The sequence below is a fragment of the Pseudomonas sp. Leaf434 genome (assembly GCF_001425545.1).
Lineage (GTDB): Bacteria > Pseudomonadota > Gammaproteobacteria > Pseudomonadales > Pseudomonadaceae > Aquipseudomonas > Aquipseudomonas siliginis.
Genome location: NZ_LMQZ01000008.1, coordinates 371,477 through 385,016, shown reverse-complemented (window position 1 = coordinate 385,016; position 13,540 = coordinate 371,477). Strand labels below are relative to the sequence as shown.

Sequence of the window (13,540 nt, the reverse complement as noted above, 5' to 3'; positions counted from 1 at the left end):
CGCCGCCGATCGTCAGCCTGGCACAACCCTGGCCCGCCGCGCCCTGAGCCCGGCAATCAACGATGGCCCCAACGCCACCAGCGCCGAACCCAGCACCACCAGCACCGCCCCGCCATAGCCCAGCGCATTGATCTGCTCGGCATGCACGTAGTCCGGCCAGATCCGCGCCGCAATCGCCACCGCAACAAATGTCACCAGCGGCGTGATCGCCAGCGTCGCACTGACTCGCGAGGCTTCCCAGTGCGCCAGCGCTTCGGCGAATGCGCCGTAAGCGATCAAGGTGTTCATGCAGCACGCCAGCAACAGCCAGCCCTGCCACGGGCTCAGGTTGAGCGCTTCCAGCGGATGTACCCACGGCGTCAGCAACAGCGCGCAGAACAGGTAGATCACCATCATCACCTGCAACGAATTCCACACCGTGAGCAATTGCTTCTGGCCCAGCGCATAAAAGGTCCACACCGTCGACGCCAGTAGCACCAACAACACGCCGGCGGTGTAATCGGACAGCGAAGTCAGCAGCTCGGCCAGGCGCTGATTGAAGAACAGGCCGAAGCCGATCAGCAACACCAGCAAGCCGATGCCCTGGCCAATGCTGAAGCGCTCCTTGAACACGAACAGACTGGCGATCAGCAGCATGATCGGACCCATTTGCACCACCAATTGCGCGGTGCCGGGGCTGAGCAGGTTGAGGCCCATCAGGTACAGCACGTAATTGCCGACCAGCCCCAGTACCGCCATCAGCACCAGCAAGCCGCCCTTCGGCCCGAGCACCTTGCGACTTGGCAGGCGCTTGACCGAAGCCAGATAAATGAACAGGCAGCCGCCGGAAACCATCAGACGAAACCAGGTCACCGTGACCGGGTCCATCACCAGCAACACCTGTTTGAGCTTGATCGGCAGGATGCCCCACAGAAACGCGGTCAGCAGCGCCAGGAACAATCCGTACACCCAGCGCCCCGATGAAATGTGCATGCGAACCCCAAAAGCCTGCTGACAAGAGCCTGCATTCTAGGCGCCCTGTCCCGTGCAACACAGGGACAGTTGCCGCCAGGCCGCGAATGAAACTGTGCAGGTCGCAGCAGTAAACCGGCGCGCCGCCGTTGATCGGCCGGGCAGGCGCGCCAAGTGCTTCAGGCATAAGCTGATTGCAGACTTTTCAACACATATCAGGGAGACCGACATGTACGCCATGCGCGCCGAGGACAGCGCCCCCGCCACCCGTTTTCGCAGCGACCGCGTGTGCCGGGTCAATGGCGAGCTGTATTTCAGCACCCGGGAAAATACCCTCGAAGGGCCGTATGACAGTCAGGTGATCGAGCGGGAGATTCAGGCTTATATAGCGCGGATGCAGCGGCGGGATTCCAGCCGCTGAACCGTGGCGCTGCCTTCGCGAGCAGGCTCGCTCCCACAGGGGAATGCGATCACCTGTGGGAGCGAGCCTGCTCGCGAAGGGGCCTGAACGGGCAACCAATCCTTTAGCGCACCGCCTCAAACAACCCGCTCGCCCCCATGCCGCCGCCCACGCACATGGTGACGATGCCGTAACGCAGGTTGCGCCGCTGCAGTTCCCGGATCAGATGCCCGACCTGGCGCGAGCCGGTCATGCCGAACGGGTGGCCGATGGAAATCGAGCCGCCATTGACGTTGTATTTGTCGTTGTCGATCTCCAGCCGGTCGCGGCTGTACAGGCACTGCGAAGCGAATGCCTCGTTCAACTCCCACAGATCGATATCCGCCACTTGCAGGCCCTTGGCCTTGAGCAGTTTCGGCACCGAGAACACCGGGCCGATGCCCATTTCGTCCGGCTCGCAACCGGCGACGGTGAAGCCACGGAAAAACGCCTTCGGCTTGAGCCCCAGCTCCAGCGCTTTGTCCAGACTCATCACCAGTGTCATCGACGCACCGTCGGACAGCTGCGAGGAATTGCCCGCCGTCACCGAACCGTCGTCGGCGAACACCGGTTTCAGTCCGGCAAGGCTTTCGTAGGTGGTGTCCGGGCGGTTGCAGTCGTCGCGCTCGACGACGCCGTCGACAATCTGCACTTCACCGCTGTTCTTGTCCTCGACCCGATATTTCACCGCCATCGGCACGATTTCATCGTCGAACAGACCGGCAGCCTGGGCCTGAGCGGTACGGATCTGGCTTTGCAGCGCATAGCGATCCTGCGCCTCACGACTGACACCATAACGTCGTGCCACCACTTCGGCGGTCTGGCCCATGGTGTAGTAGATGCCGGGAGTCTGTTGCTTGAGCAGCGGGTTGATCAGGTGATCGGTGTTGACGCTCTTCAGGGTCAGGCTGATCGACTCGACGCCGCCGGCGACGATGATGTCGCTGCAACCGGAGGCGATCTGGTTGGCGGCAATCGCGATCGCCTGCAAACCCGACGAGCAGAAACGGTTGAGGGTCATGCCGGCAGTGCCGGTGCCCAGGCGCGACAGTACCGCGACGTTGCGGCCGATGTTGTAGCCCTGCGCGCCCTCGTTGGAGCCGGCGCCGACGATGCAGTCCTCAACGCTGGCCGGGTCGATATCGTTGCGGGTCAGCAGCGCATTGACGCAGTGGGCCGCCATGTCATCGGGGCGGGTCTGGTTGAACTTGCCGCGAAAGGATTTGGCCAGGCCGGTCCGCACGCTGTCGACGATCACCACTTCACGCATGGCATACCTCATTGTTGTTGTCGGTTGAAAGTGGACTTGAGCATAAGTCCACCTTCTTGCCGACCGCGAGGATCATTCACCCGGCGTATGCGCGGCCATCGCTTCAGTCCTTGTGCTTCTTGGCCTTCTTGTCGGATTTCTCGAACGCGTCTTCCAGCGCGCGGTTGATCGTGCGCAACACTTTCACCCGTGCCCAGCGTTTATCGTTGGCTTCGACCAGCGTCCATGGCGCGATCTCGGTGCTGGTGCGATCGACCATGTCGCCGACCGCCCGGCGATAGTCGTCCCATTTTTCCCGATTGCGCCAGTCGTCCTCGGTGATCTTGAAACGCTTGAAGGAAATCTCCTCGCGCTCCTGAAAGCGCTCCATCTGCGTGTCCTTGTCGATCGCCAGCCAGAACTTGACCACGATGACGCCGGCATCGGCCAGTTGCTCTTCGAAGTCATTGATTTCGCCGTAGGCGCGCAGCCAGTCGGCCGGGGTGCAGAAGCCCTCGATCCGCTCGACCAGCACCCGTCCGTACCAGGAGCGGTCGAACACGGTGAATTTGCCCCGCGCCGGGAGGTGTCGCCAGAACCGCCACAGATACGGTTGTGCGCGCTCTTCTTCGGTCGGTGCGGCAATCGGGACGATGCTGTACTGACGCGGATCGAGCGCCGCTGCCACGCGGCGAATCGCCCCGCCCTTGCCCGCCGCGTCGTTACCCTCGAACACCGCGATCAGCGCATGGCGACGCATGCGTTTGTCGCGCATCAGCCCGGACAGGCGCGCCTGCTCGGTGATCAGTTGCTCTTCATAGTCTTTCTTGTCCAGACGCTGCGTCAGGTCGAGGCTGTCGAGCAGGTTCAACTGATCGACCGGCGTACCCAGCGGCGCGGCACTGACTTCGTGTGGATTGACGTCGGCACGCTTGAGCGCGTTTTGCAGACCTTCGAGGAGAATCTTGCCCACCGCCAGGCTGCGGTAATTGGCATCGACGCCTTCGATGACATGCCACGGCGCGTAATCGCGGCTGGTGCGGCGCAGCACCCGCTCGCCGTATTTGACGAATTTGTCGTAAGTCTGTGATTGCTGCCAGTCCAGCGGACTGATGCGCCAACTGTGCAACGGGTCGTCGGCCAGTGATTTGAGCCGCGCTTTCATCTGCTTCTTGGACAGGTGAAACCAGAACTTGAAGATCAACGCGCCTTCATCGCAGAGCATCTTTTCCAGACGCTCTGCGCCGGCGATGGCCTGGTCCAGACGCGGATCCTTGAACAGTCCGTGCACCCGGCCCTGGAGCATCTGGCTGTACCAGTTGCCGAAGAAAACACCCATCCGCCCCTTGGCCGGCAGCATCCGCCAGTAGCGCCAGGCCGGTGGCCGCGCGAGTTCTTCATCGGTCTGCTGGTCGAAGGTGCGCACTTCGATCAGGCGCGGGTCCATCCATTCATTGAGCAGTTTGACCGTCTCGCCCTTGCCCGCCCCTTCGATGCCGTTGATCAGGATGATCACCGGAAAGCGCTTCTGCTGCTGCAACTCGAACTGCGCTTCCAGCAAGGCTTCACGCAGCGCAGGGACGGCCGCCTCGTAAGTGTCTTTGTCGATGGCGTGACCGATTTCAGCGGATTCAAACATGGGACGGCTCCTTCCAGGGTTCAGCAAGACTAGCGGATTGGGCACGGGCGCAGGGCAGAAATTCCCACGAACTCAGGACGGGATGAGAACTTTGTGGTGAGGGGATTTATCCCCGACCGGCTGCGCAGCAGTCGTAAATCCCGGAAGCACGGTTTAACTCGGGAAAACGGGGTGGTTGGTTCTGGGACTGCTTCGCAGTCCAGCGGGGATAAATCCCCTCGCCACAGGGTTCTTTTCACCGCGAGTCTTGTGCTGGATCGGTAGTATCGGCGCGATCGGCTAGAATGGCCGCCTTGTGTTTGCCGAGCCTGCCATGAAAGCCGAAATGCCCCACGCCCAACTCGACTGGGACGACCAGGGACGCCCACGTTCACGGGTGTTCGATGACGTGTATTTTTCCGACCAGTCGGGGCTGGAGGAAACCCGTTACGTGTTTCTCGAACAGAACCGTCTGGCCGAGCGTTTCGCTGCGCTGCCGGCGGATGGACGCCTGGTCATTGGCGAAACCGGTTTCGGCACCGGGTTGAATTTTCTCTGTGCCTGGCAGTTGTTCGAACAGCACGCGGTGGCCGGCGCGCGCTTGCATTTTGTCAGCGTCGAGAAGTACCCGCTGGCGCCTGCGGATCTGCGCCGGGTCTTGGCACTGTGGCCAGAACTCCTGCCGTTGGCGGATCAGTTGCTCAGGCATTACGTGGCGATTCATCAAGGCTTTCAACGCATCACTCTGGCCAACGGCCGCGTGACGCTGACCTTGCTGATCGGCGATGCGCTGGAGCAACTGCCGCAACTCGATGCACAGATCGACGCGTGGTTTCTCGACGGTTTCGCCCCGGCGAAAAATCCGGACATGTGGACTGCTGAACTGTTCGTCGAACTGGCGCGGCTGGCTGCGCCGGGCTCGACCATCAGCACTTTCACCAGCACCGGTTGGGTCCGCCGTCTGCTCAATGCTGCCGGGTTCAAGATGAAGCGCACGCCAGGCATCGGCCACAAATGGGAAATCCTGCGTGGCGAGTTTCTCGGCTGGCCCGCCGAGGTGGCGGCGCCGCTACCGGCGAAACCCTGGTTCGCCCGCCCTGCTCCGTTGTGTGGTGAACGCCGGGCGATCGTGATCGGCGCCGGCCTGGCTGGCTGCGCGACAGCGTCGAGCCTGGCGGCGCGCGGCTGGCAAGTGAGTCTGCTGGAGCGTCACGCGGCCGTCGCGCAAGAAGCCTCGGGCAACCCGCAAGGCGTGCTCTATCTCAAGCTGTCTGCCCATGGCACTGCGTTGTCGCAGTTGATCGTCAGCGGCTTCGGTTACACCCGGCGCCTGCTGGAAAGCCTGCAACGCGGCAGCGACTGGGATGACTGCGGCGTGCTGCAACTGGCGTTCAATGCCAAGGAAGCCGAGCGCCACGCGCAACTGGCGGCGGCATTCCCGGAAGATCTCTTGCAGTGGCTGGAGCAACCTGAAGCCCAGGCTCGCGCCGGTGTCGGCGTGGCCCACGGCGGCTTGTTCTACCCCGAAGGCGGCTGGGTGCATCCGCCGGCGCTGTGTCAGGCCCAGGCGACCCACACCAACATTGAGTTGCTCAGCCATCACGAAGCTTTGGAACTGCGCAAAGTCGCAGACCTGTGGCAAGCCTTCGACGGCGAACGTTTGCTCGCCAGTGCGCCGGCAGTGATCCTGGCCGGTGCCGCCGAAATCAAACGTTTTGCCCAGAGTGCCGAATTGCCGCTCAAGCGCATTCGCGGGCAGATCACGCGCCTGCCTGAAAACGCAGAGAGTCATGCGCTGGCCACCGTGGTGTGCGCCGAGGGCTACGTCGCCCCGGCGCGTCTGGGCGAGCACACCCTGGGCGCCAGTTTCGACTTCAACAATGACGATCTGACACCCACGACTGCCGAGCACCAAGGCAATCTGGCGATGCTCGAAGAAATTTCCAGCGACCTGCTGACACGCCTCAACATCAGCGAGCAGCCACTTGCGAACCTTGAGGGCCGGGCAGCTTTCCGCTGCACCAGCCCCGATTACCTGCCGATTGTCGGCCCGCTCGCTGATCTGCAAACCTTCAATCAGACCTACGCTGCGTTGAGCAAAGACGCCCGACAGGTGCCGGACATCGCCTGCCCGTGGCTCGATGGTCTGTACGTCAACAGCGGCCACGGTTCTCGCGGGCTGATCACCGCGCCGCTGTCCGGCGAGCTGCTTGCCGCGTGGCTGGACAACGAACCGCTGCCGTTGCCACGCAGCGTGGCCGAAGCCTGCCATCCCAATCGTTTCGCCTTACGGCAGTTGATTCGCGGCAAGTGAATTTCACGTATCGGGCATTTCGCAGATGCCCAGATCCATCAGCCGTATCGCGTCTTCGGTCAGGCTCTTGAACAGCACGTCTTCAGCCTGGTCCTTTTCAAGCTTGAGTGCCTGGTTCTGACTCAAATAATCGCCAGAGGGCAGCGTGTCCTTCTTGTCGAACAGTGCGCTCATTTGCGGGTCGTACAGGTCATCGATCAGCGCAAACTTGCGGACAAATATGCGTCGCAGATAGTCACGCCAGAACGTTCGCCCCTGCATGTATTCCAGCCATTGCGGGGAGAGTTCAGCGGTGAAGACGCGATTTTTTGCGACCTCAAGATCAGCGGCCGTCACGCCACTCTGGGCACTGAACAGCATATCTTTCGGTTGACCGCGCAGCCCCAGCGCATCGGTGAGACCGATGCGGTAAGCGAGGTTCATTTCCAGCGCATCGACCTTTGGCGCCCGGAGCGAATGCTCCCGGGCGATTTCTTCCAGCCTGTCCAGCCGGAACAGGCTGCGGCCGAGTTCCAACAGCGCCTTGGCAGTGCCCCTGCTCCCGCTTGCAGCCCTGTTCACCCGCTCGACTTCCACTGCGACTTCAAGGCGACTGAAAACCAGCGCCGCGTTATCGGTGCAGTGCAGCGGATCGGCCGCGATGTCGAGCAGTTGACGACCCAGCGGCTCGTCAGCTTCCGCCGCCTTCAGTACCGCCCAGACGCGTCGCTGCATGTCAGCGCTGCCCTGTTTGCCGTCTGCGGTATCGCCCAGTTGCGCCAGCAAAGTGAACAAGCCATCGGCCGTCCGCTCGCTGCGCAATGCCGCCCAGATGCGCGACTGCTCTGCCCACTCTTCGCCACTGACCTTGGTCAACCAGAGCGAGCGCGCCGTTTGCTCGTTCAGCCGTGCGATGTCATCGGCGACATAGTCCATCCCAACGCCGAAATTATCGCGATAGTTCTCCAGATGCGTTTTGGCCGTTTCCGAAAAGGGGTTCAGCCCAAGCTTGAGTGCGCCGGTGAAACGTCGTGATTTCTCGAATAACCACTCGGGCAGCTCCGTGATGCTGTTGGCGGTCAGATCCATCAGTTCAATGTGCGCAGAATGGTCGAGGCCTTCTGGCAGTTCGGTGATGCCGGTATCGTTCAGCGACAAGCGACGCAGTTGCGACATTCGGCTGAAATCAGGGGTGGCACCCAACGGATTCTTGTCCAGATTCAGGTAGCGTAAAGTGCTCAGCCTGTTCAGCTTCGCCAGGGTCTGCTCGGTGAGCTTGAGCTGATTGTTTGCCAGGCTCAGCCGTTGCAGACGCGGCATGTGCGACAACATTTCAGGCAGCCGGGTGATCGCATTGCTGCCCAGTTCCAGCGAGTCGAGCTGTTTGAAGGACTTGAGGAAGTACGCCACATCATCACCCAGCGCCATGTTCCGCATCGACAATTGCTCGACATGGTCGAAGCTCACCGACGACGGTAACGTCGGCACCTTACCGATGCGCATGCCGTCAAGGTCAAGGGTACAAAGGTTTTTTCCCTCTTCGTTGGTGGCCCAATGAAAGCGTCGAAACGCTTCTTCGATCAGCTCGGCGGCCATTTTCCGACTGTGCCGCGCTTCAGCCAGATCGCCCCCCATGGCTTGCAGCGCGGCGGCATCTTCACTCCAGACAAACAGCGCGTCACGCAGGGTTTGCAGATCCTGACGCAGGGCTTTGATGCGGGTCGCACGGCTCAACGGATCATCACCCAGTTCGTTGAGCAATTGATTGAGCTGCGGCTCGCTCAGACGCGGATAAAGCCTGCGCGCTTTGCGCAGCAGTATGCGTGAATGAGCTGTCGCGGGGACCTGATCACCTTGCACACAGGCCGGCTCGACGGGAAGTGATTCCGTACTGCCGCCGCGCAATGCCCGCGCAGTGACCTCGCGTTCGTCGAGGGCAACGTTGAGCAGCTTTTTGCGTAACTGTTGCGTACTGAGCTGTCCGGCATCGGCAAACCCGAGTGCGGTCCGCTGACGTGGCGGCAATGCCTTGAGGATGGCCATGTACAAAGCGTCTGGGCCGGATGCCACCTTGCCCAAGGATTTTTTGTCGCCGCCAAACGCCTCATAGCCCTGCGTGGACTTCACCAGATAGCCGGTATTTTCCGAGGTCGCCGACCCATCGCCGATGTCTTCGAGTATCGGTCCGGTCAAGGCCTTGTCGCGTACTTGCAGACGCAGCTGTGCGTTCCAGCCGCTGAGGCGCGGCAGTAATTTCATGGCCAGCCTGTCGGTGTCGGCATTGGCCAGCCACGACCAGTGCAACCCGCTCAGCGCCCGGTCAAGCCGCACCTCGGCAATACCGGCCCGAGCCCGCTGTCCCAACCGCAAGGGCGCGCTCCCGGTCGAGCGCAAGTGCAGGCGCTCGACAGTCGAAGCGCGGTCGATCAGCCTTTGACCATGGCGCGCCGAAATGTCGGCGAAAACCTGGCGTAATTTGCCCAGATCCTGCGCGTCACTGTGGTCATAGCGCTTGTACATCCGCTCGAACGCCGCGCGGTAATCGGATTTGAGCGCAGCACCCAGTTTTCTTGCCAGCCCGGTGGCTTGCGTGCTTTTCGCGACTTTGCCGCCGAGCAAGGCCTCGACTTCATGCTCGTAGAGGCCATCGATGACGGTTTGCAGCAAGCGCCCGAGTGCCAACTGGCCTTGGGTGACCGGCACTCCCAGGGTTTCGTCGAGCGTGCTGTTTGCAGGATAAGTGGTTTCGACGTCTCCTTCATGACCGATGACCTCAAGGTATCGGTCAGTCGGCCAGCCCGGCAGTTGCGTCAAGGCGTGCATCTGTTCTTCCAGAGGTTGCTCGGAGTGGATCTCGCCGTTTTCCAGTTCCATGGTCAACTCACGCAGCTGGCGCTCGATGCGCACGCGCTCGACGGTATCGCGCAGGCGTACCGGCAGGCTCAGATTGTCGTTGAAGGTCTCCAGCAAGGTCTGCTGCGAGGTGTTGCTCAGCCGGCGAAGGATGTCCAGGTCGCTGTCGGCAAATTCGCTCAACTGCGGATCGATGCGCTTGAGCGTGTAGGCGCTGCTGCCCCATTCTTCGGGCTGTTCAGCGGGGAACCGCCAGCCGCCCTCGACGTGGCGGATCAGTTCCGGAGCATAGGCTTGTGCGCGTACGGGGTGTTCCAGGCGCCAGTGCTGAGTGTCGATATCAAAGTTGCCCGCCAACAGGCGGTGCTCGAAGCGGGCGATGGTCTTGTTGCCGATCTGGTAGAACTCCTTTGAACCGGCACCGATGGTGAATCCGGCCGGCAAAGCATGCTCGTACGGGCTCAAATCGGACTTCCACAGGCGTGGCTTGCCGGCCCGATCGAGTATCGCGGTGAACTGCGCGAAGAACTCCGGATGCGTGCGCAGCAGTTTTTTGCCCACAGTTCCCAGCACCTTCTGACCGCCGGCGAAAACGCCCATCAATGCGATGTTCTCTACCACACTGAGCAGATGTGACAGTGCTTCCTGATGATCACCGCGGCGCCAGTCCGCGACGCCGTCATACACTTCACCGAGCAATTGCCCGACCGCGACGCCCATCATCAATTGCCCCAGGACCGGCACGAACAACCCCGCCACCGATGCCACAGTCACCCCGCGCTGAACGAAATCCAACAGGCGTTTCTGTCGGATCTCTTCATCGATATCAGCGGTTGGCACCGCCAGTTTGCGCGCGTCGATCTGCAACTTGCCGACATGGCTTTGCACCATGAAATCAAAAAGCGCCACATTGATCGGCCATTGTTCGACGACGCCCAGATCGGGTTTCTCAGCCAACGCCTTGAAGAAGTCAGCCTTGTCATCTTCATCGAGGCTGCCGGCGAAATACCCCTGATATTCCGTGCTCTTGAGTTGTTGCGCGAGGTAGCGCTTGAACGCATTGAAACTCGGGTACTCATACACGGCGCGCTCGGGCTCGCCGGGCATATACACCATGCATCCGTCCTCAGGATGTTGTTCCACGGAGCGTTTGGAAAATACCACCACGCCCCAAACGCAGCTGTCGAGAATTCTGATGCCCTGCATGATCATCGGGTCTTTGCCGTAGCGCAGGTGCTGCGCCGAAGCGACGCCTTCGGCCAGCATCAGATCCTGCAGCATGCGCAAACCAGCTGCGGTGATATCGCCCTTGAGCTCCGCAAGATGAGCGTCCAGCTCCAGCAGCGATTGCTTCAATGCGGCGATATTGCGGGTCATGGCACTGGTCGCCACGACTTTGCCGCACTCCTCACGCAGACCGAACACTTGCTGCAGATGCTCCTGGTATTTCTTGCCCAGATCCAGCTTGCGGCACATCGCTGCAAACGCTGCCGGCGTCAGATCCTTCACGCCAGCGGGCACACTCTTGACGCGCACCAGGCTGCCGGCGGGGAAACCGTCGGCCTGCTCCTCGTCTGCGGTGAAGTTTTGCATGGCTGCCTGCAACAGGCTTTGCGTCGCGTGTCTGACCAAGCCGACATCGGCCTGAACCGTCGCCTTCACATCGCAGCCACAATCGACGCCGGGCAGGCTGAGCAGATCCTCGCTCACGTCATAGACCGCTGGCCATTTCTCGCTCAGCGCCGCGTTGAGTTCGCTGATGCAGAAGCTGTGCAATGGTTTGAGCCGGGTCAGATCCTTGTCGACTTTGACTTGCAGGGTGTGCAGTTCACGAGTGATTTCGTCCAGCTTGTTCAGCGTGGCCGCAGAAGCCGTGAGCAGATGCGCCGGCAGGCTTTTTTTCAGGCTTTCAGCGGTATCGAGATCACCAGTCGCGTCGTACAAGGTGCTCAGGACCGAGGCCTGAATCTGTGGATTCGTCTTGTCTTGGGTGGGCATGGCAATAGTCCTTTATTGCGATTTGAAGCCTTGACCCTAGCGCTGCCGGGCAGCCGATAACAGTTCAAAATGCTGGACAAAATCCACGCAGATCAAACGCTTTTTTGTATGGAAAAAACAGCCCTGCACCACCCCACCCGGGACGTCCGTGCACGTGTGGGCTTATGCAAAAAAAGCGTAACGGCGCAGGGGTACATCCCGAGACTCGATCCGCACCGATAGCGTTACGGCCGGAGCCAGCGTGGCCGCCTTATAACTTATCGATCTAAAACTCCACCTACCGAGACAGGTCAGTTTCTGAGTACCCGCACTTTTCGCGCGGTACGGCTTGACCTTCCCCAACGGAAAAACCGGTAAGGACTTTATGTGCGGATTAGCTGGCGAGTTACGTTTTGATCAACAACCTGCAGACCTTGCAGCGATCGAGAGAATCACCCATCACCTGGCCCCTCGCGGCCCTGACGCGTGGGGCTTCCATGCCCAAGGGCCGATTGCCCTGGGCCATCGACGCCTGAAAATCATGGACCTGTCGGACGGCTCGGCGCAGCCGATGATCGACAGCCAGTTGGGTCTGTCCCTGGCGTTCAACGGTGCGATCTACAACTTCCCGGAATTGCGCGCAGAGCTTGAAGCGCTGGGTTATGCCTTCTATTCCGGCGGCGACACCGAAGTGCTGCTCAAGGGTTATCACGCCTGGGGCGAGGCGCTGCTGCCGAAGCTCAATGGCATGTTTGCTTTCGCTATCTGGGAGCGCGATGCCCAGCGCCTGTTCATCGCTCGTGACCGTCTCGGCGTAAAGCCGTTGTACCTGTCGCGCACTGGCCAACGCTTGCGTTTTGCCTCAGCACTGCCGGCGCTGCTCAAGGGCGGCGACATCAACCCGATCCTCGATCCGGTGGCGCTCAATCACTATCTGAATTTCCACGCGGTCGTACCCGCGCCGCGCACCTTGCTGGCCGGTATCGAAAAACTGCCGCCCGCCACCTGGATGCGCATTGAAGCTGATGGCCGCACCGAGCAGAAAACCTGGTGGACCCTGCCCTACGGCCCGCATGAGGACGAGAAAAACCTCAACCTCGAAGACTGGGTCGATCGCGTCCTCGACAGCACCCGCGAAGCGGTGGCGATTCGTCAGCGTGCGGCGGTGGATGTCGGTGTGTTGCTGTCCGGCGGTGTCGACTCGAGCATGCTCGTCGGCCTGTTGCGCGAAGTCGGTGTAGAGAATCTGTCGACCTTCTCCATCGGTTTCCAGGATGCCGGCGGCGAGCGCGGCGATGAGTTCCAGTACTCGGACCTGATCGCCAAGCACTACGGCACGCGCCACCATCAGTTGCGCATCGACGAGAAAGAAATCATCGAGCAACTGCCCGCCGCCTTCCGGGCGATGAGCGAACCGATGGTCAGCCATGACTGCATCGCTTTTTATCTGTTGTCCCGTGAAGTGGCCAAGCACTGCAAAGTGGTGCAAAGCGGCCAAGGCGCAGACGAACTGTTTGCCGGTTACCACTGGTATCCGCAGGTCGACGGCGCGGCGGACCCATACGCGGCCTACCGCGATGCGTTCTTCGATCGCAGCTACGACGACTACGCGGCGACTGTGCAGCCGAAATGGCTTGTCGACCACGATGCGGCGGGCGATTTCGTCAAACAGCACTTTGCCCAGCCCGGCGCCGAGGCTGCCGTGGACAAGGCGCTGCGCCTGGACAGCACGGTGATGCTGGTCGATGACCCGGTCAAACGCGTCGATAACATGACCATGGCCTGGGGCCTGGAAGCGCGTACGCCGTTTCTTGACTATCGACTGGTCGAACTGTCGGCGCGGGTGCCGGGTCAATTCAAGCTGCCCGATGGCGGCAAGCAAGTGCTGAAAGAAGCTGCGCGCCGGGTCATTCCAAGCGAAGTGATCGACCGCAAGAAAGGCTATTTCCCGGTGCCGGGTCTCAAGCACTTGCAGGGCGACACGCTCAACTGGGTGCGCGAACTGCTGCTGGATCCGAGCCAGGATCGCGGCCTGTTCAACCCGACCATGCTCGACAAGCTTTTGACTGATCCGCAAGGCCAACTGACCCCGTTGCGCGGTTCGAAACTGTGGCAACTGGCGGCCCTGAACCTGTGGCTCAGTGAACAAGGAATCTGATT

At 61.1% G+C, this 13,540-nt stretch carries 7 protein-coding genes; 3 read left to right on the top strand and 4 right to left on the bottom strand.

Annotated elements, in window-relative coordinates; translation table 11 throughout:
* Window positions 1-12: 12 nt before the first annotated feature.
* Window positions 13-972, bottom strand: coding sequence for a DMT family transporter (locus ASG55_RS16585; RefSeq protein ID WP_056788325.1), 960 nt, complete (start codon window positions 970-972; stop codon window positions 13-15).
* Between the two features lie 208 nt (window positions 973-1,180).
* Between ASG55_RS16585 and ASG55_RS16580 the strand changes: the two genes are divergently transcribed.
* Window positions 1,181-1,372, top strand: coding sequence for a DUF6316 family protein (locus ASG55_RS16580; protein WP_056788322.1), 192 nt, complete (start codon window positions 1,181-1,183; stop codon window positions 1,370-1,372).
* Between the two features lie 103 nt (window positions 1,373-1,475).
* On the opposite strand, the gene ASG55_RS16575 is transcribed toward ASG55_RS16580, so the two are convergent.
* Window positions 1,476-2,660 carry a thiolase family protein gene (locus ASG55_RS16575; RefSeq protein ID WP_016770940.1) on the bottom strand — a complete coding sequence of 395 codons (1,185 nt, stop codon included), beginning with the start codon at window positions 2,658-2,660 and terminating at the stop codon, window positions 1,476-1,478.
* Between the two features lie 103 nt (window positions 2,661-2,763).
* Entirely contained in the window at window positions 2,764-4,278 is a 1,515-nt protein-coding gene (pap, locus tag ASG55_RS16570; RefSeq protein WP_041478254.1) for a polyphosphate:AMP phosphotransferase, read from the bottom strand.
* Between the two features lie 313 nt (window positions 4,279-4,591).
* Here pap and mnmC point away from each other — a divergent pair, with 313 nt between their 5' ends.
* Window positions 4,592-6,571 (top strand): bifunctional tRNA (5-methylaminomethyl-2-thiouridine)(34)-methyltransferase MnmD/FAD-dependent 5-carboxymethylaminomethyl-2-thiouridine(34) oxidoreductase MnmC, encoded by a 1,980-nt coding sequence (mnmC, locus tag ASG55_RS16565; RefSeq protein WP_056788319.1) that lies wholly within the window; start codon window positions 4,592-4,594, stop codon window positions 6,569-6,571.
* 3 nt (window positions 6,572-6,574) lie between these two features.
* On the opposite strand, the gene ASG55_RS16560 is transcribed toward mnmC, so the two are convergent.
* The gene (locus tag ASG55_RS16560; protein WP_056788318.1) at window positions 6,575-11,401 is read right to left on the bottom strand and encodes an NEL-type E3 ubiquitin ligase domain-containing protein; all 4,827 of its coding nucleotides are present in this window, start codon (window positions 11,399-11,401) and stop codon (window positions 6,575-6,577) included.
* A 364-nt stretch (window positions 11,402-11,765) separates the two neighbouring features.
* Here ASG55_RS16560 and ASG55_RS16555 point away from each other — a divergent pair, with 364 nt between their 5' ends.
* Entirely contained in the window at window positions 11,766-13,538 is a 1,773-nt protein-coding gene (locus ASG55_RS16555; RefSeq protein ID WP_056788315.1) for an N-acetylglutaminylglutamine amidotransferase, read from the top strand.
* The last annotated feature ends 2 nt before the right edge of the window (window positions 13,539-13,540 follow it).